Source organism: Corynebacterium kroppenstedtii, assembly GCF_016894245.1.
Classification (GTDB): Bacteria; Actinomycetota; Actinomycetes; order Mycobacteriales; family Mycobacteriaceae; genus Corynebacterium.
On record NZ_CP069792.1, the window covers coordinates 415,428 to 439,658 of the forward strand.

The 24,231-nt window shown below is 57.8% G+C and carries 18 protein-coding genes and 1 riboswitch; of the genes, 5 read left to right on the forward strand and 13 right to left on the reverse strand.

Annotation, left to right across the window (positions count from 1 at the left end):
- Position 1 precedes the first annotated feature (1 nt).
- The 8 genes from I6J23_RS02015 to I6J23_RS02050 form a co-directional block, all read right to left on the reverse strand.
- Positions 2-1,363, reverse strand: coding sequence for a glycoside hydrolase family 76 protein (locus tag I6J23_RS02015; RefSeq protein ID WP_239454950.1), 1,362 nt, complete (start codon positions 1,361-1,363; stop codon positions 2-4).
- 143 nt (positions 1,364-1,506) lie between these two features.
- A complete protein-coding gene (locus I6J23_RS02020) occupies positions 1,507-2,226 on the reverse strand; it encodes a TrmH family RNA methyltransferase (RefSeq protein WP_204582327.1) in 720 nt (239 codons plus the stop codon).
- Positions 2,219-2,701: an orotate phosphoribosyltransferase gene (pyrE, locus tag I6J23_RS02025; RefSeq protein ID WP_239455018.1), complete on the reverse strand. Its 483-nt coding sequence runs from the start codon at positions 2,699-2,701 to the stop codon at positions 2,219-2,221. Before pyrE ends, I6J23_RS02020 begins: the two co-directional genes overlap by 8 nt.
- 200 nt (positions 2,702-2,901) lie before the next feature.
- Positions 2,902-4,791 (reverse strand): hypothetical protein, encoded by a 1,890-nt coding sequence (locus I6J23_RS02030; RefSeq protein ID WP_204582328.1) that lies wholly within the window; start codon positions 4,789-4,791, stop codon positions 2,902-2,904.
- A 216-nt stretch (positions 4,792-5,007) separates the two neighbouring features.
- A complete protein-coding gene (gene gcvH, locus I6J23_RS02035; protein WP_204582329.1) occupies positions 5,008-5,406 on the reverse strand; it encodes a glycine cleavage system protein GcvH in 399 nt (132 codons plus the stop codon).
- 84 nt (positions 5,407-5,490) lie between these two features.
- Positions 5,491-6,594: a glycine cleavage system aminomethyltransferase GcvT gene (gene gcvT, locus I6J23_RS02040; RefSeq protein WP_204582860.1), complete on the reverse strand. Its 1,104-nt coding sequence runs from the start codon at positions 6,592-6,594 to the stop codon at positions 5,491-5,493.
- 111 nt (positions 6,595-6,705) lie between these two features.
- Complete coding sequence (gene gcvP, locus I6J23_RS02045) at positions 6,706-9,882, reverse strand: aminomethyl-transferring glycine dehydrogenase (protein WP_275431237.1); 3,177 nt, start codon at positions 9,880-9,882, stop codon at positions 6,706-6,708.
- Between the two features lie 200 nt (positions 9,883-10,082).
- A riboswitch (glycine riboswitch) is annotated at positions 10,083-10,202 on the reverse strand.
- A 215-nt stretch (positions 10,203-10,417) separates the two neighbouring features.
- Complete coding sequence (locus I6J23_RS02050) at positions 10,418-11,260, reverse strand: sulfurtransferase (protein WP_204582330.1); 843 nt, start codon at positions 11,258-11,260, stop codon at positions 10,418-10,420.
- Positions 11,261-11,439: 179 nt separating this feature from the next.
- Between I6J23_RS02050 and I6J23_RS02055 the strand changes: the two genes are divergently transcribed.
- Positions 11,440-12,174: an ATP-binding cassette domain-containing protein gene (locus I6J23_RS02055; protein WP_204582331.1), complete on the forward strand. Its 735-nt coding sequence runs from the start codon at positions 11,440-11,442 to the stop codon at positions 12,172-12,174.
- A 267-nt stretch (positions 12,175-12,441) separates the two neighbouring features.
- Entirely contained in the window at positions 12,442-13,866 is a 1,425-nt protein-coding gene (locus I6J23_RS02060; RefSeq protein ID WP_204582332.1) for a hypothetical protein, read from the forward strand.
- Positions 13,867-14,019: 153 nt separating this feature from the next.
- Here the strand turns inward: I6J23_RS02060 and clpB are convergent, their stop codons facing one another.
- From clpB to I6J23_RS02085, 5 genes are all read right to left on the reverse strand, one after another.
- Entirely contained in the window at positions 14,020-16,593 is a 2,574-nt protein-coding gene (gene clpB / locus I6J23_RS02065) for an ATP-dependent chaperone ClpB (protein WP_204582333.1), read from the reverse strand.
- Positions 16,594-16,950: 357 nt separating this feature from the next.
- The gene (locus tag I6J23_RS02070) at positions 16,951-17,541 is read right to left on the reverse strand and encodes a hypothetical protein (RefSeq protein WP_204582334.1); all 591 of its coding nucleotides are present in this window, start codon (positions 17,539-17,541) and stop codon (positions 16,951-16,953) included.
- 35 nt (positions 17,542-17,576) lie between these two features.
- Positions 17,577-18,881, reverse strand: coding sequence for a hypothetical protein (locus I6J23_RS02075; RefSeq protein WP_204582335.1), 1,305 nt, complete (start codon positions 18,879-18,881; stop codon positions 17,577-17,579).
- Entirely contained in the window at positions 18,881-19,597 is a 717-nt protein-coding gene (locus I6J23_RS02080) for an ABC transporter ATP-binding protein (RefSeq protein WP_204582336.1), read from the reverse strand. The genes I6J23_RS02075 and I6J23_RS02080 overlap by 1 nt, the downstream gene beginning before the upstream one ends.
- 848 nt (positions 19,598-20,445) lie before the next feature.
- Positions 20,446-21,276: a carbon-nitrogen hydrolase family protein gene (locus tag I6J23_RS02085; protein WP_204582337.1), complete on the reverse strand. Its 831-nt coding sequence runs from the start codon at positions 21,274-21,276 to the stop codon at positions 20,446-20,448.
- 71 nt (positions 21,277-21,347) lie between these two features.
- On the opposite strand from I6J23_RS02085, the gene I6J23_RS02090 reads away from it, so the two are divergent.
- The 3 genes from I6J23_RS02090 to I6J23_RS02100 all read left to right on the forward strand — a co-directional run bounded on the left by I6J23_RS02090 (position 21,348) and on the right by I6J23_RS02100 (position 24,181).
- On the forward strand, positions 21,348-22,118 hold the full coding sequence (locus tag I6J23_RS02090) for a TSUP family transporter (protein ID WP_204582338.1): 771 nt from the start codon (positions 21,348-21,350) through the stop codon (positions 22,116-22,118).
- A 180-nt stretch (positions 22,119-22,298) separates the two neighbouring features.
- Positions 22,299-22,637 (forward strand): hypothetical protein, encoded by a 339-nt coding sequence (locus I6J23_RS02095; RefSeq protein ID WP_046205211.1) that lies wholly within the window; start codon positions 22,299-22,301, stop codon positions 22,635-22,637.
- Positions 22,638-22,648: 11 nt separating this feature from the next.
- Positions 22,649-24,181 (forward strand): alpha/beta hydrolase, encoded by a 1,533-nt coding sequence (locus I6J23_RS02100; protein ID WP_204582339.1) that lies wholly within the window; start codon positions 22,649-22,651, stop codon positions 24,179-24,181.
- Positions 24,182-24,231 lie beyond the last annotated feature (50 nt).

The window sequence follows — 24,231 nt, forward strand, 5'->3', positions numbered from 1 at the left end:
ACTAGGCCCCTCGCAACCGCTCGTTATTGACTACCCGGGCAGCAGCTTCAATCGCCATCCAGCCCGACAACTGCACGGACAGATCACGCTCAGCGATCTCCGATCCTGCTACCGCTCCGCCGCTAGCCCCACCAATAGAGCCAGCTGCGCGCGGAAGCTCAGCCTGGCGCGTCCAATCCGCACTAAAAACGGGAAGCCCATCAACTTCCAGGCGCTGGTCCCACACCGCGTCCGCCGTCGACACGACAAGTTTGCCCGCCAAGCGCTTCGTCGCACGCGATAGCTTCTGATCGTCGGGAAGATCCGTCGCCACTAAGGCCAGATACCGCACCAGAATGCCGCGGAATAGCCCGCCATCGCCGCTGCCGGAACCCTTCACAACGCCAGTATCCGTCGCCAAGTTGACTGCGATGGCGTGGACCAGGTTGTGGACCCGGGTGATCGAGGACATCGCCACGTCGGAACCGGCGTGAACTCCGGAACCCGCACCGGAAGGACCATCTGTGATCCCAGCTTCCTCGCGACGCCGCTGAGCAATCTCCACACAGGCACCCAAAGCAACACCCTGGTTGTAGGCGTACACAGCCGTCGAGGGCTCCGGGCCATCCATCTTCATTCGGATACCATCCATGAGGAGGCCATCCTGGTTGATCAGGTTCTCGAACATCCAGTCGGTGAGGGCCTCGGCCTCATCCACGCGGCCCATCCGCGTCATCATGATCGCCGCCGGGCCATTCGTCGGCACGTTATAAAACGCCTCCCCCACGCGCCACGGAACAACCCCGGTCAGCGAGTCGACGCCGTCGATAATGTTCTGCTGGAGGTCCTTCAGGCTCCTCGCCTCGTGGCCGTGGCCCAGCCCCTCTGCGCGGTCAAGCGCCAACGCTAACCACGATTTGTCGTCGTAATAGCGGTTCTTAGTCAACGGCGCACCGTTGCGGAGGCGAATTCCCCTCATCGTCCGACTAATGCGACGCGAGCGGGATTTCAGCGGACGACGCGACGCCGCGTCCACCAAGCAATCCAAATAATGGGCCTGCCACCAATAATGCCAGCGCAAGAAGAACTTATCCCGCGTCAATGCCGGCCACGAGACCACGGCAAGGTTCGTCCCCGGCAAGCCCCACACCCGGCGCGCATGGCGCTCATGAATAGCGTCCTCGGCTAAATCAGCACGGTGATCCCACTTCTCCCACAGCTCCTGCTGGCGACGCTGCGGCCGCAACGAGCTGCCACGATGGCTGATCTGCTCAGCGTGGTTAATCCGCGAACTGCCCTCATGAGCAGGTGCGTCGCCGGTGGTAGCGTCCGCGGTAACGTCGGCGGACGCATCAGACTGATTGCTATTTCGTTTATCCTGCATTGTATTAATCGTGCCCTATAGATGGTGTAGGCGCTACTGACTCCACACGATTGGGCGGACGCCGCGTGAATCACCGCGCGGGCGTTACGCGGTAGCCACTACTGGTCGCCGCTGCTGGTCATCGCTGGTGGTCACGGCACGAATCACCACGCACACGATAGGTCCGCGTGCTGCCTCACCCACGCATGCATCGCGATCCCTGCCGCAACCCCCGCGTTAATAGACCGCGTGGAACCAAATTGCGCAATCGATACCGTTTGCACGGCACCGCGCTGAGCTTCCTCGCTCACCCCCGGCCCCTCCTGGCCAAAAAGGAGGAGGCACCGCTCGGGCAACTCGGCCGTCTCAACGGGCACCGAGCCGGGCACATTGTCCACAGCAATCACCGTGAGGTCATGGTCATGCGCCCACTGGAGCACGTCGTCAACCGTCGAATGATGATAAAGGTGCTGGTAGCGGTCGGTCACCATAGCTCCGCGACGGTTCCACCGCTTCTTGCCGACGATGTGCACCGCCTCTGCTGCAAAGGCATTCGCGGTCCTGACAACCGTCCCGATATTGTGGTCCGACGTGAAATTCTCGATCGCAACGTGGAACGGGAACCGACGCGTATCCAGGTCTGCGACGATGGCCTCGCGCTTCCAGTACCGGTACGCGTCAACGACATTGCGCCGGTCGCCCTCGTTCAAGAGGGTGGGGTCATAACGATCAGCCATCGGACGTGGTTGGCCGGGGTGCTCAACCTCCCACGGGCCAACGCCAACGGGGTGCGGATTCCACTCCGTAGCACCAACGCCAGCTGGGGGTTGTACCGTGCGCGGATCTGACGCGCGCGAGTCTGACGCGCGGGGTGAATCACTCAAGTCCCAGATCCTTCAACCCCAGGATGGACCGGTACTCTAAGCCTTCTTTATGGATGGCATCAGCTGCGCCTGTGTTGCGGTCGACGACGGTAGCGACACCGACAACCTCGGCCCCGGCTTCACGTGCCGCCTTGACCGCCGTCAATGGGCTATTTCCTGTGGTTGTCGTATCTTCGACGACGAGGACGCGCTTGCCTTTAATGTCCGGGCCTTCAATGCGACGCTGCATGCCGTGTTTCTTGGCCTCTTTGCGCACGACGAACGCGTCGATGGGCCGGCCGGGCGCGTGCAAAACAGAATCAGCGACGGGGTCTGCACCCAAGGTCAGGCCACCGACGGCGTCAAACTCCCAGTCCTCGGTGAGTCGCCGCAGAAGAGCACCGATCAACGGTGAGGCCTCGTGATGCAACGTCGCCCGCCGCAAATCAACGTAATAATCGGCCTCTTTGCCGGAGGATAAGGTCACTTTCCCCATCACGACTGCCAGCTCTTTGACCAGCTCTGCCAGCCGGGCCCGGCGCTCTGGGTCCAACGTCTGCGCGGCAGACGTAGGTTGAGCAGCAGACGTAGGCTCGGCGCCTTCCGCCTCTGGGTTAGTGTGATCCGTCATGACAAGAAACTCCTTCTGACTGCTGGGTTTTCACTGCACGCTTGTGGTTCCGCGGTACCCACCGCTCAATCCTGGTCTAGCCGATTTTCGGGCTCGAGTTCACCATCAACGATGGGCACATCGTCATCCTCCCGACGGTGGGACGCACCTCGCCGGGCCGAGCTCTTGCGGTGCCGCCCCTCGGACGGTGGGTCGCCGAAAATGGTGGACTTGTCGTAATCGGACTCCACGCGGATAACTCGCCCGGATCGCTCATGCGCCCCCGAGTGGTCAGGATCGCTACCCACGACGGGAATGTTTCCGGTGGATTTGCCAACCTCATCCCACTGTTCGTCCTCCGTAGTATTCCCCTCTCGTCGGCTTCGATCCCGGCGCGGCAAATCAACATACTCGTGGCGGAATTCGGGCCTGTCCGACCATCCAATGTGGGCATCCGTGTCAGATTTCCCCTCCTGGCCGGCCGGCTCATCATTATTGCCGACGTCGGCACTGTCGGATTGGCCGGTGGTGCCGGATTGGCTGCCGCCGGTAAATTGACCAAAGGCAGGCTGGTCGGCAGCCGATTGAGCGGTGGCGGACTGACCAGCGAAGCCAGCGGCGGGAACGGCCTGCATCCGAGGGCCGTCACCCAAGGTGAAGATGTCGTACGAATACGCCCGGCCGGGGTCGCCATCCGTCATGTCCAAGTATTCGGCCGTCGGGTTGGGTAGGACGCGGGTGGCGTCGTCAAGGTCGGCGATATAGGCGAATATCCTGGGGATATCGTCGATAGTGGGGCGGCGACTACAGCGGACGAGGATCCACCACGGGTCGATGACGATGGCTGCGGTGGCGCCACGTAAGTGTGCGAGTGCGCGATCGGCGCGGGAATCCATCATGAGCCGGACGGACAATGGGTCCGAGGAGAACACGGCGAATCCTCCACACGATCCCACATACTCCTGGTCGGGCCGAGGAGGTTTGATGTGGCTGGGATCTTCACCGGGTTGGTTCTGGGACACCCAACGGTCGCGGTCCCGGAAGTCGATGAGTATGTCTGAGGAGCCAGATCGTCGTAATCCCAGGTAGGAGTTATCGTCAATATCGGCCACGTGGGCACGACGTGCGCGCATCCGTCCCGACACGACGTCCTTGGCTTCGCTTGATGATGCACCAACATGGTCGGCCCACTCGTGGGCCAGATCGGGATCATTCCGGTCAAACTGCCATCCGTGCTCAGCAGCCCATGATCGACGTGCACGTCGGGTTGCCCGTGTGGGGTTCTCGAACCACTCCTCCATGGCGTCTTGGGGTGTGTCTGTAGACGGATTTGCGGCTGCGTCTTCTGCTGAATCTGCAGGCGATTCCGACGCGGTGCCCAGTTCAGCGGTGCCCGTTTCACCTGCGGGGACACTGCGGGATGGCGAATCTGTATCCGAGTGTTCGTCCCCGTCCTTGTGCGTCACAGTGAACGCGTTGTCCTCGCCGTCGTCATGGGAGGCTGCGCCATGCTGGGATTCGTCTCGCTCATCCGGATGCGTCACCGAGACATCGTCGTCGGCAAGCCCATCGTCGGACGATTCCTGCTCATCAGCGCGCTCTTCTTCCGCCTCCGCCTGCGGGCGCACACCGAAATGTGAGAATGCTTGATCTGCAGTCTGGGTCTGCTGAGGATTGAAGCGGGGGTTTCTACGACGTGGCGGGAGTGCATCGCCATCATCGCCAAAGCCAGCGTCGGCGTAAGTAAACGGGACACCGTCAGACGCATCGCGTGAACCACCAGACGCCCCCTCCTCTCGTGGCGCGCGATTAGCCCGTCCTCCCCGGGAGGAGGTAGGACCTTCGTGCACGCCAGCGTGGCGGTTGAGAACTCGTCGCCACTCCCTATCATCTGCCGGTCGGTTGGCAGCCCACAGCAGCGCTGCGGCCGCGAGGAGCAGCAGAGCGCCAAGAATCAGGAAAACTGCGGAATTCATCGTTAGATAGTCTATCCGCTTCCGCGGACAATGCCTCCACCCGCACACAAAGGCCGCCACCCCTGCCCTTAAGGATCATGCCGTCGAGTCCTACAGGGCGTCGTGGCAGCCGTCGTTGACCAGTTATTCACTGCCAGACCACAATGCTATTTGTCGTCTCAACCACGTGTTGTCTAACACTCGGTGTTGCCTGGCAGCGTGTGACGTCCCGAGACCTTACACGTCGATATCGTTCTCAGCGGCGTATCCGCTCTGGTCTAACAGCTCCCCCAGGTCGGAGATGTGAACCTCGTACAGCCAGCCATCGCCGTAGGGGTCGGAGTTGATCACGCCGGCGTCGTCGCCAAGGTCTTCATTGATCGAGACCACTTCGCCCGAGACGGGAGCGAAAATATCGGAAACCGACTTGGTGGATTCCACTTCACCAAAAGCCTCTCCGGCTTCGACCTCCGTTCCGACGTCGGGCAGGTCAACATACACAATCTCACCCAGCTGATCAGCGGCAACATGGGTAATGCCGACGCGGACTGTGTCACCAGGCTCGGCGGCGTCGTTATCGATCCACTCGTGGTCACTGGAGTACAGGTAGTCAGCGGGCAATGAAACGTTGGACATCACGATCTCCTTCGCATTGTCATCCACACTCGTCGCTGCGGATGAATGGTCTTTAACGTCGATTGTTGGGGTCGATTGTTGGGGCTAGCGGTCACGCTTATAGAAAGGAAGCTGAACCACCGTGTAGGGATAATGCTTACCACGAATGTCCACGGAAAGCGCGGTTCCCGGCTCCGCGACGTCCGCATCCACATAGGCCATAGCCACGGGGTAGCCCAGCGTCGGCGACAGCGCGCCCGATGTAACCTCCCCGACCTCTTTATCATCGCTGGTCAACACGGTGTAGCCGGCGCGGGCAGCTCGCCGCCCATCCCCTTTCAGCCCGACGAGTTTTCGTGCCGCACCGTTCTTCTTCGCGGTGACGATGGCGTCCCGGCCGACGAAGGCGTCCTTGCTCTTCGTCGCTGCCAACACACCGAGGCCCGCGTCGACCGGGGTGTGTGACAGGTCCAGTTCGTGGCCGTAGAGAGGCATGCCCGCCTCCAAGCGGAGCGTATCGCGGCTGGCCAGGCCGCATGGTGTCACCGCGTCAGTGTCCATGACCGCGGCCCAGACGTCGTGGGCACCGCTGTTCGGCACGAAAATCTCGAACCCGTCTTCCCCGGTGTATCCCGTGCGGGCGATGATCACGTCATGCCCGGCAACGGTGCCGCGGAAGAAGGCGTAGTACTTCACCTCGGCAAGGTTGCGAACATCCGCGCCGGGTAACGAGGCCAAAACGCGCTCCGCGTTGGGGCCTTGAACAGCGATTAGCGACGTCTCGCTGGATTCGTCGGCCACGGTGCAGTTAAAGGACTCAGCCCGGGAGACTAATTCGGAGGCCACGGTGGGTGCGTTGCCGGCGTTGGGGATGACCAAGAATTCATCGTCGGCAAGGCGGTAGGTGATGAGATCGTCGATGATAGTGCCGTCCTCGGTACACATCATGGAGTATTTAGCCTTGCCGACGGCCACGGCTGATAGCCGTGAGATCAATGCGTGATCGAGTGCTTCGGCTGCTTGTGGGCCGCTAACTCGGACCTCGCCCATGTGGGAGAGGTCAAAAATGCCGGCGTCGGTGCGGACAGCTTTATGTTCGTCCAGTTCACTGCCGTATTTGAGGGGCATGTCCCAGCCACCGAAATCGGTGAAGCGGGCGCCGAATTTCTCATGAACATCGTGCAATGCGGTCTTCTGGGGTCCGGCCAATCCTGCGCCGGAGGATCCTGTGTTGGGTTGGTCTGTCACGTCACGTTCTCCTATCAACGTCTCGGGGTTATCACTAAGGTTGTCTCTGGGGTACTTGCACCCCTGGTACGCCTATTTATCCAGACTATTGAATTCATCGTCGGTAATGGCGAAATCCTCCAAGGGCGGGCACGAGCATGCCACGTGGCGGTCACCGTAGGCATTGTCAATGCGGCGAACCGGTGGGAAGTACTTGGTCCGACGCAGACCCGGGACGGGGAATGCCGCTTTCTCACGTGTGAAGTGACCGTGAGACACGGTGTCGTCAAAGTCGTCGCGCGTCACTGACCAGGCCGTATAAGGGGCGTGGCGAATCACGGAATCTTCTTCGGCGACGGTGCCATCGATGACCTCATCGATTTCGCGCCGGATGGTGTGCATAGCTTCGATGAAACGGTCAAGCTCACCCTTGTCTTCACTCTCGGTGGGCTCCACCATGAGAGTCCCAGGCACGGGGAAGGCCAAGGTGGGCGCGTGGAAGCCGAAGTCCATGAGCCGCTTGGAGACGTCCTCCGCGGTGATGCCGGAGCGCTTAGTGATCTCGCGCAGGTCAAGGATGCATTCGTGCGCCACCAAACCATTCTTGCCCGTATACAGGGTCGGGAAATCGTCGGCGAGCTGGTGAGAAATGTAGTTAGCATTCACCAATGCCATTTCCGACGCCGCTGCCAGGCCGTCGCCGCCCATGAGCGCGATGTATGCCCAGGAGATGGGGACGACGCCCGCGGAACCATAGGTGGCACCAGCAATCGGAACGCCATGTGCGTCGGACGCGGCATCGCTCGAGCTTTCGGCGCTGCCGGAGCCCTCTGCATCCTCACCGGAGCGCTCCGCGTCGGCACTCGTTGTTTCCATCGGGTCAGCAGGCAAGAAGGGCACCAGGTGCTCGGCAACACACAGCGGGCCGACGCCGGGGCCACCGCCACCATGAGGAATCGTGAAGGTCTTGTGCAGGTTAAGGTGGCTGACGTCGCCACCGAATTGCCCGGGCTTTGCCAGGCCGACCAGGGCGTTGAGGTTAGCACCGTCGATGTACACCTGCGCACCGGCCGCGTGGACCTTGTCGCACACGTCGCGAACATGTTCTTCGTAGACGCCGTGGGTGGAGGGGTACGTGATCATGATGGCGGCAACTTTGTCGCCTTGCTTCTCCAGCTTCGCGTCGAGGTCATCAAGATCGATGGAGCCGTCGTCACGGGATTTCACTGCGACAACTTTCAAACCAGCCAGTGCCGCCGACGCAGCGTTAGTGCCGTGGGCGGACTCCGGGATCAGGCAGATCGTGCGCTCACTGTCGCCGCGCGACTGGTGATAGCGGCGAATAGCCAGCAGGCCAGCGAATTCACCCTGAGACCCCGCGTTGGGCTGCACGCTGACAGCCGCGTAACCGGTCATTTCGGCCAAACTGTCCTGCAGGTCGTGGATGAGTTCACGCCACCCCGCCGTCTGATCGTCGGGAGCCATCGGGTGAATCGAGGCAAAGCCCGGCCACGTGATCGGCTCCATCTCTACCGCAGAGTTGAGCTTCATCGTGCACGAGCCCAGCGGAATCATCGTGCGATCAAGAGCGAGGTCGCGATCGGCAAGCATCCTTAGATACCTCATCATTTCGGTTTCTGAGGTAATGGCGTGGAAAATCGGGTGCGTCAAAATCTCGTCGCGACGGAGAAGATCCGCGGGTAGATGAGCTGTCCCAGCCGACGCCACATTGCGGTGATCACCAGGCAGCCCCGCGGTAAGCTCACGGACCTCATCCAAACTATCTGGCCCGGAACCACTATCGCGGCCCTCAGCGCTGATCAATATCGCAGCCAACTGGCGAATATCCGTATCGGTCGTGGATTCACCGATAGAAATACCAACCAGCCGACCACCGAGTTCACGGAGGTTAAAGCCCTCTTCATGGGCACGTGCGACGGCGATACGCGCTGCATTATCAGTGCTGTGCTTAACAGTGACGGTGTCAAAGAACGTGTCGTGCTCAATGCGAAGACCGGCCGCGACGATGGCGTCGGCCAGCGCAACAGCATGCGCATGAATACGGCCCGCGATTTCTTTCAACCCATCCGGCCCGTGCCACACGGCGTACATGCCAGCAACAACAGCCAACAGTGCTTGCGCCGTACAGATGTTAGAGGTTGCGCGATCACGTCGAATATGTTGCTCACGGGTCTGGAGGGCCAAGCGATACGCGGGAGTTCCCTCTTCATCCTTCGACACACCAACGATGCGCCCCGGCATCTTCCTGGTCAGCGAGGTCGTGACGGCCATAAACGCCGCATGAGGCCCACCGAAGAAGAGCGGTACACCGAAGCGTTGCGCAGAGCCCACCGCGATATCCGCACCGAGTTCACCCGGCGATGCCAGAAGCGTTTGCGCAAGGAGATCACAATTTACCGTGACCAGCGCTTTCTTTTCCTTCGCGGCGTCGATCAGGGGCTTCAGGTCACGCACCTCGCCCGTCGTTCCGGGCTGGGCAATAACGACGCCGACAAGGTTCTCCTCGTCAGCGATCGTCTCGGTGGTGATCGTCGATACGCGCAGCGAGATACCAGCAGCCATCGCCCGCGACCGAACAACCGCGATAACCTGCGGGTGACAAGTACTATCGAGGAGCACGACCGGCTCCCCACCTTTACGGCGACGCCCACCGCGGATCATCAGCTGAACGGCCTCCGCGACAGCAGTCGCCTCATCCAGTAGCGACGCATTAACAACGTCGAACCCGGTTAGATCCCCCACAGCAGTTTGGAAGTTGAGAAGCGCCTCCAAGCGACCCTGAGAAATCTCCGGCTGATACGGCGTGTACGCGGTGTACCATCCCGGGTTTTCCACAATGTTTCGCCTGATCACAGCCGGCGTGACGGTGTCATAATAGCCCGACCCAATCAACTGCTTCTTCTGAACGTTTTTATCGGCATAAACCTGTAGCGCGGACAACACGTCCTGCTCGGTGCGACGAGGTGGCAGATTAAGTTCCCGGTTCTTGATGGAATCAGGCAACGCTGCGTCAGCGAGTTCGCGTGCCGACGAATACCCGAGGGTTTGCAGCATCTGCTGAATGCTCGTCGCATTGGGGCCTATGTGGCGCGCCGGGAACGCCGCGGACGAGACCCGCGGTGAACTCAGGGGCGCGGTGAGGTCTGCTGTGGTTCTGATAGACGCGGGGGCCGCCCTCTGCGTGTTCTGCGGATCAAATTTCGGGCGAGCCTGTTGGGGGGACTGCTGCTGAGACTGTAGATGAGGCATTGTTTCCCATTCGTCGAAGGCGATGACCGGTCGCCTCCCCCGCACTGTCTCCTGTACCTGAGAGCTTCGGCAGCCTCACCAACGCGCTGTGTTTACCCCTGCATAGAGAGCCCTCTAGATTTATAGGACCCCACAGGTGGCGTTGCTTCGGTCTGCTTTTCTCCTTCGGCGGCTGCATGCGCAGCTCTTTCCAGTGGTGCCTCATTGCAGCGGTACTGGGCCTGAGAGATTCCCGGGGAGGGTTTGCTCCTACGGCGCTACTTCCTGGCCGGCAGCACAAGGCGCCCGGCCTGGACAGCAAGCTCTCCCGTTGCAACTCATAACGGCATGTTCGTCATTCGACTATATCTGCAACCCAGGACATGTCGAGCGCACTGTGCCGTCTGATTACCTCATTTCAAGATAAAGACCAGGCAATACGACGGGAAATTACCCCCCAACGGGCGCAAATATTTACACGAACGTCACATGATTCGCGCGGCGGCCGACTCACGCGGTGGCCGGCTCACACAGCTACCACTTCCAGCAGTGATGCTTAATCGCCCGCGCGCTCGATGGGATTGTTAGGATTCCCCGCCCACTGCGACCAACCGCCGGTGAACAGTGTGGCACCGTCCATCCCAGCGTGCTCCATGACGGCAATCAAAGCGCAAGAATGCAAAGCCGATCCGGAGTACACAGCCACTTTCGAGCCGTCGGTAATTCCCGCCCTGTTGAACCGTGCTCGAATCTCGTCAGGCGACAATACTGTCCGGTCCTCGTTATAAAAATCCTGAACCGGCATGTTGATCGCACCTGGGATATGGCCGGCTTGAAAGTCTATTTTTTCGGCGATCCCATCGAAACGACGTTTATCTCGCGCATCGAGTAGAAAACCGCCGTCTTTGATCCACTGGTCAATATCATCGAGCTCAATAGTGGGCATGTGACCAACGGTGATATCAGTGCGGAACCGCTGCGGTAAACTGCCTGGCCCAGCGATCACGGGGTGGCCCTCACTTTCCCACGTTGGCAGCCCCCCATCGAGGATGTGAATGTCCGTAAAACCCGCCCATTTGAGAACCCACCATGCGCGGGCAGAAAAAATGCCATGATGCTGCCCATAAATGACGATAGGAGTCTTTCTATCTAACCCCCACTTATAGACCCACTCTTGGAGAATCTCTTTATTAGGTAGAGGGTTACGCCCAGCTTCACGAGAAGGAAGCCCCGTGAGGGCTAACTCCGGAGGGCAGAATTGGGCATTAGGAATGTGTTCGGATACAAACCTCGAATACGCGGTTCGGCTTCCACTAGACCAGTGGGTGCTCAAGATGCTAATGCGATTCGATTTATTAATAGCCTTAGACAGGGTGTCTGAAGAAACATACACGGTCATGGGCCCTAGCTTATGCGGACGAGCTCCAGACTGCAGTACGACAGGTTGTGAGATACTCCTGACAACGACAATAGTTACCTTCTAACAACCTGCTGTCCGGCCACTCACGCTTACTGCGTGTAGCCTGCATATAGTCTTCATTTCCAAAACTGAGTAAATTTCGGACAAGGGAGTTTGGCATGCATTTATGCATCGACGATGTAACCGTGAAATACGGCTCGACAGTGGCGGTGCAGGATGCCAATCTAGTTTTGGGCGCTGGTGTTCATGCGCTGCTGGGTCCCAATGGTGCGGGTAAATCCTCACTGCTTGAAGTCATCGCTACGTTACGAAAGCCTTCGTCGGGAAGTTGTCGTTTTACTGACAATGATCCCGATTCGGTTAATCGGAATGACTACACAGGCATGGACCTGCGGCACGTTCTGGGATATCTGCCACAAGAGAACCTGCCGAAATCACGTTTTACTGTCCGGGAGCATTTGGCTTATATGTGCTGGCTCAAACAAATACCGGATGGAAACGTGTCGGCCGAAGTTGATCGGCTGATAAATCTGACAGAGCTATCAGACAAAGCGGATGCCACCATTGCGTCGCTATCCGGTGGCATGAGACGGCGCGTCGGAATCGCTTCTGCGCTGGTAGGTTCCCCACGTCTACTCATACTTGATGAAGCTTCAGCCGGACTTGACATGGCACAGCGTGATTCACTTCGAAGAATCGTTGCAACTGTTGCTCACGATGCCGTCGTCCTTACCTCGACTCATATTGTCGAAGACATTATTGATATCGCCGACACCCTCACCGTCATGTCCCGAGGCGCTTTCATGTTCTCCGGAGGTTGGGACGAGTTTTGCCATACCCGCCAGCTTCCAGAGCTGAAAGCCCAGTACCTAGACCTAGTAGGTGAGCGCTAGCTCATGGTACTGCAACGAAAAGCACCAGGCTGGTGGTTATGGGCACGTTTTCATCGGCTACCACACAATATTGTTATCGCCGTGGTGTCTACGCTCACGCTGCGAATGGCTATCCTTCTAACCCTGGAGTCTAACGGCGGCACCATTGAAATTGAACCATTGTGGCTGAGTTTCATTGCAGGCCTGCCTTTAGTATTTATCTTCAGTCACGAGACAAAACCTGATCTATGTGCTCCCAGGTCGCTCATCCGGCGTCGACTTATTCTATTGACATCTGCCGTTATCACCGGAGCTATTGTCTCGATCGTTTGTTATCCCACTAATCTCACGGATTTTGGATCTGTTGCCATATTCCGAAATATTCTTGGTTTTCTCGCACTCGGATTGTTTGGGCGCGAACTTCTAGGACAAACTCGGATATGGGTTCTCCCACTCGTCGCAGCTGCTGGATCCATGCTGTTTTCCTGGCCACAGTATCCAACTGTTTGGGACACCGTATATGGTGCTTTGCGAAGCCCCGGTTCTTTCTACTTGGATGGCACTATCGATCTGAGTATTCCCCTCTGCCTAGGAAGTTTTATCCTTTTTAGCGTCATATATTTGCGTCAGGACACTATCGGCCGGGGTCGTTTTCATGCCAACCGGCAGTCCAATAGGTTTAGCCGCCCCACTATCTATCGTGGAGATACTCTTCCTGTCGCAAAATTACGAGCTCGCGGATGGCGACGAATTACACAACAAATCGCCATCGGTTTGGTCGTAACTATAAGTTATTCATATTACCTGTTCCAGGATAGAAGGAATTGGGGTGGCAGCCCAGCTGAACTAGCCTCCACGTGCCTCAACGGCATTTTTGTTTTCGGTTCAGTAGCTATGGCTGTTGGAACCTTTATGGGGCAAACTCGCTGGCGGACTGGGATCGCAGTCTGGGAGAAACTAAGTAACTACCCCACCCTTGCGCTCCTTAAAAAACCAGCGCTTTCCGTAACTAACGCTGTTCTCATCCCTATTATCACAGTCAGTGTTATCGCTCTGGCTGCCAATAGCTGGTTCCTTATTTCACATGATGTCTCCTCATCCGCTGTCACCTCTAAGGCAAGTTCAGCAGCAACAACTATTGGTGCTTTCCTTATCATTGTCGCCGTATTAGCACTAGTGGGAGTCGCAATTGGTCATAAGCGGAAAGGGATTTGGGTTCCAGCTGTCGCTTTTATTCTCACCCTTATCATGCTGATAGCGGGGCATAGTCAGATCGATCACGTTTCCACCGATCGACGGGACAAACTGACTGCTTGTGCATCAATTCCAGAGATCGACCGCCAAATTTGTTCAAGCGAAACGAATGCACCTTTTCTCCATTCAGCGGCACGCACATTAAGTGCTCTCTATGCTGATGCACCGGCCAAGCGGTACCTTCCGCAGACTTTGTACTTGGTCGATAATGCCTTCGCGCCCTCAGATAGCCCGATGGCTAAGTTTGGTCTCTACCGCAAACGCTCACTCACAGTTCCCCGAGCGTTGCCAAGCACGGATATTTCCTCCGAACTTGGCCAAACGATCGCGAACTCCTGCAAGGATGTGCAGGCGAGTTCAGCGCTCTATCTGGCTGCTCCTGCTCCAGCGGGTCCAGACAATCCTCCACCACCTGAGGAAGACCTCATCCACCTCCAGCATTGTCTTAACGGCCAGTAGAATCCGCCGTAGTGTTATAAAACTTGAAAAGCCCTCCCGGACACCACTCCGGAAGGGCTATGAAAAATTCTCACTTGTGGGCTTACGGAAAAGGGAGCCAGCTCCGGGAACTGTTGCTTCCTAGGCCAGCCGCATCCTTTCCCGCCGCGACACTTATAGCGTCGACACGCCACCACCGTGGACGTCGAGTTTGTCTCCGCCCTCGGCCACCGTGACCTCGACGACGTCGCCGTCGCGAACATCCCCGGCGAGGAGTTCCTTCGCCAGTTCGTCGCCAATGGCTTGTTGTACTAATCGACGCAGCGGACGTGCACCGTACGCGGGATCGTAGCCGCGCTTGGCCAGCCATTCCTTCGCATCGTCGTGCACGTCCAGCACGAGGCGCCGAGATTCCAGCCTCTTGGCCAAAGCGTCGATCTGGATGTCCACGATCTTGGTCAGCTGTTCGCTGGTCAGGGCGTCGAACATAACGACGTCGTCAAGTCGGTTGATGAATTCCGGCTTGAAGGTGGCCTTGACGGCCGTCTCCATCTGCTCCTTGGTCCCACCTGCGCCCAAGTTTGAAGTCAGGATCAGAATGGTGTTCCGGAAGTCCACCGTGCGGCCTTGCCCATCGGTCAGGCGGCCTTCATCGAGCACCTGCAGGAGGACATCGAAGACATCCGGGTGAGCCTTCTCGACCTCGTCGAACAGGACCACCGTGTAGGGCCGACGACGCACCGCTTCGGTCAGCTGACCACCCGCGTCGTAGCCGACGTATCCCGGAGGGGCACCGACCAGGCGCGCCACGGAGTGTTTCTCGCCGTACTCCGACATGTCGATGCGGACCATGGCTTTTTCGTCGTCGAAGAGGAAGTCCGCCAACGCCTTGGCCAACTCGGTCTTACCGACGCCGGTGGGGCCGAGGAAGAGGAACGACCCTGTCGGCCGGTTCTCGTCGGCGACACCAGCACGCGCACGGCGTACCGCATCGGACACAGCCTTCACGGCCTCGTCCTGACCGACCACGCGGCGGCCCAAAACTTTCTCCATGGCCAGGAGCTTTTCGGTTTCGCCTTGCATCATCTTTCCGGCGGGGATGCCAGTCCACGCGGAGACGACTTCGGCCACTGTCTCGGGTGTGACTTCCTCAGAGAGCATGGCGTTCTCTTCGGTGGAGTTCACGGACTTTTCGGCCGCGTGCAGCTTCTTTTCCAGTTCAGGAATAGTGCCGTAGCGCAGCTTTGCTACCCTCTCGTAGTCGCCGTCGCGCTCCGCGATTTCTGAATCAGACCGCGCCTTCTCCAGCTCTTCCTTGACACTTTGCACCTCGGTAATGGCGGACTTTTCGTTCTCCCACCGGGCGGTCAGGGCCTTTAGGTTTTCACGCTCGTCGGCAAGCTCTTCTTTCAGGTGCTCGAGCCTGATTTTCGACGCTTCGTCGGTCTCCTTCTCCAGAGCCATTTCCTCGATCTCTAGCCGACGCACGACGCGCTCGGCGGTGTCGATTTCCTCTGGCCGGGAGTCGATTTCCATCCGCAACCGCGAGGCGGCTTCGTCGATAAGGTCGATGGCTTTATCGGGAAGGAACCGGGCTGTGATGTAGCGATCGGACAGCGTCGCGGCCGAGACCAGGGCGGAGTCCATAATCCGAACACCGTGGTGAACTTCGTAGCGCTCTTTGAGGCCACGCAAAATGCCGACGGTGTCCTCGACACTGGGCTCACCCACGTACACCTGCTGGAAACGGCGCTCAAGGGCGGCGTCCTTTTCGATGTACTTGCGGTATTCCTCCAGGGTGGTTGCGCCCACGAGCCGGAGTTCACCGCGAGCCAGTAGTGGCTTGATCATGTTGCCGGCGTCCATTGCGGATTCCCCGGTGGCGCCCGCACCGACGATGGTGTGGAGCTCGTCGATAAAGGTGATGATTTCGCCGTCGGCGTTCTTGATCTCATCAAGGACGGCCTTTAACCGCTCCTCAAATTCGCCACGGTATTTTGCACCCGCGACCATGGACCCAAGGTCGAGCGAGACGAGTTTCTTGCCCTTCAGCGATTCAGGCACATCACCAGCGACGATGCGCCGTGCGAGGCCTTCGACGATGGCGGTTTTACCGACGCCGGGCTCACCGATGAGCACCGGGTTGTTCTTCGTCCGCCGTGACAGCACTTGGACGACGCGTCGGATTTCGGCGTCGCGCCCAATGACGGGGTCGATTTTGCCGTCGCGTGCCCGGGCGGTGAGGTCCGTCGAGTATTTTTCGAGGGCCTGGAACTGGCCTTCTGGGTCCTCGGTGGTCACTTTTTGATTTCCGCGTACCGACGGGAACGCTGTTTTAAGCGCGTCCGCGGTGGCACCGAACTCCTGCAGCAATTTCGCTGCATCACTATCGCCGGATGCGATGCCGGCGAGCAAAACCTCGGTAGACACGTAGCTATCACCCAGCTGGCCTGCTAATTCCTGCGCCGTGGTTAGCGCGTTGAGGGAATCGCGGTTGAACTGCGGGTTCGCCATTTGCTGACCAGTGGCAGTGGGGTACCCACCAACCAGACTTCGCGCCCGGGTGAGGACCTGGTTCGGATCTGCGCCGACAGCCTGAATAACTGGCGACGCAATAGAATCGGCCTGCTCAAGGAGAGCGACAAGTAAGTGCGCTGGGCGGATGTCCGGGTTACCTCGTTTCGAGGCGTCTTGAAGTGCAGCCTGGAGGGCTTCAGCTGTGCGTGTTGTGGGGGTAAAAGAGCTCATGATGTCACCTTTCTGTTCTTTGCTTGTTGTTCTGTGTTTGTTGTTTCTATGTTGACCGTTCTGTGTGTGGCCTGTGCGGCGGAAGCTTTGTGGCTCAGTCGGCGGAGCCGACCGGGTAGCTGACCACTAGCCGACGACGAACGTTGCTATAACCATTGTTGAGTGTACGTCACACAAGTTTTAATCACATCTAATACAACTGGCACGAAGTTGAGTCTATTCCACTCAAGGCGGGTTTTTAGAAAAATTTTCGTGGTGGATGTGGTGGCGGTGGCGAAGGGTGAGCACATGCATGGATCGGGCACGAGTGCGCGGGATGGGCACGTCGGCAGTAACGGGCCACCGCACCCAGATGAGCTAACGCCCCTGCCGAACCCAGACGCCCAAACCTATAACCCCCAGAACAGCTTCCCCTATTAGCACCACGGGACTCGTACCGATCCCGACCGAATTCCCCAACGCCGTATTCTCCCCCACGAACCATGGGCTGAGGCAAAGGGTAAGAGAAAGAAGAGGCACTACGCGCAAAGACACCGCCGAGCCCCAACGGCCACCGACCGCGGCCGCACACCCAATAGCCACAATGCTGTGAGCACTGATCAAGCCAACCGTTTCCCACCCCAGGTAACGGGCCCTCATCAGGCCGGCTACAGCAACCAGGGTGAGAACGCATATGACCGACAGAATCAGGCGCGGGCGTTGCGTCGAGCGGGACGTCACGGCACGTTCATACGATTCTGACCATTGACTTCCCAGCAGAACACCCATCGCCCCCGCCATCACCACCGGAACCAGATTCGGAAGGAAAACAGGGATGCTCAGTTCTGGACCGAATAGTTGCGGGAGCGAAAAATCATGGAACCAAACCAGAGGAATGACAACGCAACACAGCAATAGCGCCTCACGCCAGCCCCGAAGGCGGACATAAGGGAAGACGCTATTACTCATATGTAATCCTCACACTTCTTTCACTTCAGGATGCTTTATTCTTCTAGATTGTCCTGGTCATTGCCTTTCTCAGAAGAAGCTATACAGGCCTTAAGATCCTCCGAGATGTTTTTAATTAGCTCTTCTTGCTCCTGAAATGGTTGCCCTTCAGTGTTCTTGTCCATCCACTTCTGGGCATCACTGGTACCCGGGCCATTCGCCCCACCGATGACGTCGCGAACTGGCTTGTCTCCGAAATGATCAGCAATCCATTCTGCGACGATATAGACAGTCGATACTCCATCGGTTTCGGAAAGCTGACACCCCGATTTATCGCTGTCTTGTGCAATGACGGTTTCAGCCAAGTCACGGAACACAAGAGTTGAGGATCGTCCCGCGTCAGCTGCCATCAAGGGGAAATCGCCACCAACTTTTTTGGGAGCATACTCACCTGCGTCGACGCTGAACCCCAACTCGTCCAATTCAGACAAAAAGGCAGACCAGTTTTTATCCACTTCACGCACAGTGGATTCATCTTCTGGCCAACTGCAATACCGAGCCCCGTCGGCGGAACGGGTGCATGAAGGATTCGATGGTTTCTCTCGTGCCGTCACCAGGGGTCCATTTATTCCGACGAGAGTTGCCGCGACAGAGAAAACGGCGATTCCAGGTAGAGCTAACGATAAAAGCTTTTTACTCCTTACCCACTCGGCCGTGGTGACGAAAATGAGCACAGCTGCCAGTACAATTCCTATAAAAACACCAAAAATGACTGGACGTAATTGGACTGATTGTTCTACGTAGCCCACGTAGTTCCCCGATGAATACGGCCTCAAGAATAGGATTTTCGGAACTACGTGTAGCAGCCCTGCCATTAAAGTGAGAACCACGACGGCCACCCCCGCAATGAAGCCGACAATCGCCGCTAAACGCGGTTTGATATAGAGCGATCGGCCAATAACCCCGCCGAGTCCCACGGAAAACAGGGACCAGATAAGCCCCATAACCGGAATCGACCACCATGGAGAACCGCCGGGATCTCCGGATAAACACACGGCATACAACACAACTATTGTTACGACGTTGTATATCAATGCATACAGTGCACCGAGCCCGCAGAGATACCAGCTTAGCCGTATGCAGGTTGACGATATCGTGCGGAGATAGTCAACATCATGGCGCGCGATGTCATAGGCAGTACACCCCGCTAAGCACACTCCGATAAGGGCGAGTGTTTCAGAATGTACTTCATTAACGTCTGGCCAATAGCCGATAATGTAGCCCACCCGCCACGTTGCGAATAAAAGAAATGCAACGAAGGGCGCTGGGACAAAATAACGAAGATGTCGTCGCCACCCCATTAGATAACTCCCGCAGTCAATTGACCGAAAGCTGCATCAATACTTCCATATTTCCTTTCGAGCTCTTCCGAGCGCACATCAGCGACAATGTGTCCGGAATCAAGGAAAAGAACGCGATCAGTAGGCTCAATATCAGAGGAAATATGCGTCGTCATAATGACTGAAGTTTTCTCACTGAGGCGACGAATAATGCTCAAGAGCGAGGCTCGGTGGTTCGGGTCTAATCCCGAAGTCGGTTCATCCAAAATAAGGACGTCGGGACGGTGAGCTATCCCGACAGCAACCATCGCCCGACGTTGCATCCCACCGGACAACGAAGAAAAACGGTCGCCTTCGTTATCGGACAAATGGACAAGCGCAATGGCCTCGGACGCTGCGCTCCGGGCCTCGCTCCTGGAATAACCATGAAGCCACGCTGCTGTCTGGACTAAGTCCCGCACAGTTTGAGATGTATCAACCGCATTACGTTGAGGCACCCAACCTAAGCGCGAAACGATGGTAGGGCGGTTTTTTCGCTCCGCTGTTTTGCCGTCATACCTGATCACGCCGGACTGGGGTTTAAGCTCTGTCGCGAGAAGCTTCATTAAGGTACTTTTCCCCGCGCCATTGGAACCGAGCACGATATTAATTCCACCGGAAAAAGAGCACGAAATTCCATCCAACACGGACTTAGCCTTTTTATACGAAAAACTCAACCCGCTTACTTCGATGCGCATAGTATCTTAGTGTACGGATGCCGCTCCACCGAAAAAGTGACCCCGTGAAGCTGTACACCCCACGTTCGGCCCTAGGTGTTCACCATAGAAAGCCTTGAGTACCCACCGCGAAAAGAGCATTAATGACCTTAGCCCAGGAAAAACGATGACGTAGACCCCGCTATCAAAACTTGATGATTTCAACTTCCACTCGGACCAAAACACACTAGCACGCTCGATTTGGCCGATTATTTTTGAGTTTTCCACCCCAATTATGGGGTATCAATGGGTCGCGATCGCTTGCCCCCCCCCTAGAAACACACATGCAACGCTGATACCTTCACTACCAAAGATTGCAATACTAGCCGACGAAAAGATGTAAAAGAAGAATTTCTATATCCGATACGGGTGACAGAGATGAACGCACAATCCAGCAAATTACCAACCATCGAACTTACTTCGATTGGCGTTGGTATTCTCCTTTTTCTCATTGGCGCAATAACGGGCGCATGGATAATTGGCGTGGCTGGTTTTCGGCATAACCATTATCGCAGTTACCGGACTGATTCTATTTCTTCCCGTCAAATTAATTGACATGAAACATCAATATTTTGTGTGGATTGCAAGCGCCGCTTTAATTATTTTCGGAATTTGGTATGGAATTACCCAGCAAGGTGAGACCGAAATCTTCTCACCATCTCTACTCGCCTATGTCGGTGGAGGGGCTTTACTAACGTCACTCGCTACCTACTTCCGGAAACGCTCACATTAGATCGCTCCCCGGACGCCCGCTTCAGATCGCTTGCCGGATGCCTGCTTCGACCCAACCGTTGGCGCTCATCTCCTGCCTAGATTGATCGGCGTCGGCATTAATCCTCGCCAAGGACCGGGATGCTTTGTCTCACGGAGTCCAGCCGATCAGTATCAACAATCGCAGTGACATATCCGCAGGTGTAGCCCAGTTCCGCAACCCTCGTCCCGTCTGGTCCAACCACAACGCTATGGCCAATCCCGGTCGGGCCGTCGGACTGGCCAACCTTGTCATACCCGCCCGGGCGCGCCTGCCCAGCAGCCGCGATCCACGTCGTCGAATCCAATGCTCGTGCGGCTGTCAATGTCCGCCACTGGTCACGCTTGCCCGGCCCATCCGACCACGACGTCGGCACGACAATAACCTGCGCACCGCCGCGCGCCAGGTTCTTAAACTGCTGCGGGAAACGAATGTCGTAACACGTCGACAGTCCGACAGTCGTACCCGCGCACTGGAAATATTCCAGCTCATTACCTGGGCGAACCGTCTCAGACTCGCGGTAGCCGAACGCGTCGTAACAATGGATCTTGCGGTACGCCGCATTGACGCGATCACCGTCGGCACCATCACGGCCAACCGCCAACGCAACGTTATCCACCCGATGGCGCGTGCCCTTCTCCGTCTCGACAGAATCGGCCGGCGCGAACATGCCCACCACAGCAACAATGCCGGCCGCCTCGGCAGTCTCGCGGACAGTCGTCGCAAAACGGCCATCCAATGGCTCCGCGATCGTGTCCAACCGGCCCTGCCCGAACGGGTACATCGAAGCCTCCGGGAACACGATGAGGTCAGAGTTCTCCGACGACGCGCGCATGATCAACTCACACACAGCATCCGTATTCCTAACAACATCGGGGACGGAACAAATCTGGGCCAGTGAAATGCGCATACGCCACAGACTATCAGTGAGAACCAGTAGCTATCAGTGAGAACCACTAAGAGAAGCGATACGATTTTCGCATGTCCCCCACCGTGATCGCTCTCATGCTGACCGCCTCTCTTTTTGCCGGGTGGGTCGACGCCGTCGTCGGTGGTGGAGGGCTCATCCTCCTCCCACTCATCATGATCCTGAACCCCAGCTTTACGTATGCTCAGGCGCTCGGAGTCAACAAAATCGCTGCTATCTGCGGTACCAGCAGCTCCGCGATCATTATGGCCCGGCGCGTTCCCGCTGCACGGACTGCTTTCCGCTACGCGCCCCTAGCGTTCATTGGGGCGGCGCTCGGGGCGGTTATTGCGTCGTCCGTTGATAAGGACATTATGCGGCCGATCGTTATCGTGCTCCTTATTGCCGTCGGCGCGTTTGTCCTACTCCGGCCATCGTTTGGGAAGGTCACAGTCCGACGGGCCGTCACGCGTGGACGTTGGGTTGCGGCATTGGTGCTGATCACGGGACTCGGGCTTTATGACGGTGCGTTCGGCCCCGGTACCGGTTTGTTCTTAATCCTTATGATCACATCGCTGCTGGGTGAGGACTTTGTGAACAGTGCCGCGTGGGCCAAAATCCTCAATACCTTCACGAACTTAGGTGCACTGGTTGTTTTTGCAATCAATGGGGATATTTGGTGGCTACTGGGCTTCGGGCTGGCCGCCACCAACATTGTGGGGGCGCAGATCGGGGCACGAATGGTCCTTAGTAAAGGTGCGGGATTCGTCCGCATTGTCTTGCTTGTCGTGGTTGTGCTGATGGCCGGGAAATTGGCGCTGGACCAATGTGGTGTCACGGCATAAAGGCTTGCTGTCACGGCGTAGAGATCCCCCGTGGCAGCTTAACTGCTTGGGGTGACACGTTAGTGCCCATTTTGCTGGCTGGCACGCAGTTGTCCACAAGCGCACAGTTATCCACAGCGAACGCGATTCACCGCTATCAACGACGCACATGACGCGCATGTAGTTGGCACGATGTGGCGCATGACTCTCACTGTTACTCCCTCCGCGCTGCGCGCCCTGACGCACGAGCACCACGACCATGCAGAACACGCTGAGCACGTCGGCGCTGTATGTGACGCCGCGCATGAACAAGCGCCCAGCTTCCACTCATCCCGAACCCATGCCGCTTTGCTATCCATGGCCGACGCCGCCTATGCCCAGGCTCATGGACTGAGCACCCGACACATACGGTTCGCAGAATCCGTCGATTCATTACGACGTCGTGTCTGCGCCACGGACGATGCTTCGTCATCGCGATTGAGTGCACTGTCCCCGGTGCACACGAGTGACGATGCCATGCGCTCGGACAATCTCGGCTAAAGGTGCAGCTCATGGCGATCAATACAATACCGACAGTCAATAAAACCTCGGCAACTCAAACGTCGGTAATGCGGGATCCGCTCACCCATGTCCCTCGGTGGAGACCCGACGAGCTCAATGCCGTAGCAGCCACCATGGCTGGACTCATCGACCCCATGACAATCCGCATATCAGACAGCGCTATTCCCGCCAGTATCATCGGCGGAATCAACGGCGAGACAGCCAATGCAACACTGGCATCGATTAATGCGGACACGCGCGCCGTCGTCGCCCACATCACACAGTCCGTCGGCTTATTGCGCGCACATTCGTCGGCCCTCCGCGGACCCCTCTGCCATGCGCAATCACTTGAGCACACCATCAAGCAGCTTCAAGCTCAACGCGACGCCACCGCCGACCCGTTCATTAGCGCCGGCATACGCATCATCGAGACGGCATACAAAGCCGAGCTCGCCATGCTGCTCATGTTCCTAGACACTATCGACGGTGCACTCGCTCACCTTCTTGTCGACGTGTGGAATAGCCCCGCGCTCGAGCCACTCGGCCAGATCCTCGCCGCAACCGGAATCACCGATGCTTTCCTCCCCACCATCATGCCCGACCCGGACCCCCAACGCGACAACTCACAACCCTGGCTCGACGGACACACCATCGAAGACACCGACCGTACCCTCCGAGAGCGCCTCGACACCTGGCTTTCTACCACTCACAACGACAAAGAAAAGCAGTACTTGGAGGGAATAATAAAGACACTCGCTGATAACGACGACGCCTACCTCGTCCACCTCGATCACGACGGCGTGGCCATCGCACTCGGCGATCCCACCACGAGTCCAGCCGTCGCCACCCTCGTTGGCGGAGTCGGATCCAGTGAACCCGGACGCATTCACGGGCACACGGACTGGGCTCGTGAGATCAGGCAAGCCAGCGACAACAAAGCCAGCATCATCGCATGGTCTGCCTATCCTGCACCCAATTCTCTACCCGCTGCAGCCAGCACCGATAGCGCCGACCATGGTGCAAAAACACTGCGCTCATTCCAACAATCGCTTCGCGCCCGCAACCCCACGGCACAACTCACCGTCACCGGTCACAGTTACGGCAGCGTCGTCGTCGGGCACGCGGCCCGATCCTCAAGCACAACGCCTCCACTCGAGGCCGACACGGTCGTCATCGTCGGATCCCCCGGAACAGGCGCACATCACGCGCACGAATTAGCGCCACATGCGCTCGACGGGCACGCTGAGATCGTCGTCGGTAGGAATGATGCCGACCCCATCATGTTCACCACAGGACCAGACGACGGTGCGCACGGCCCCGACCCGTCCTACGCACACTGGGGCGCCGATGCCTGGCTCACCCCCAACGGCCTGGCTGCTACTCCCCCCAATGACCAAAAAATCCGCGACCTGGGAGGCCTCATTATTCCAGGGCTCACATTCGATGAGCTACTGAAAAACCACCGGTACAGGGACTACTCAGCAGCTCTTGCACAGGTCATCACCGACGGGGTGTCTGCCGATACCCACACACCTCAGGGGTGAACATTGCAGGGGCTACACCAGAGCAATAGTGTGGGACTTACATGCACTGA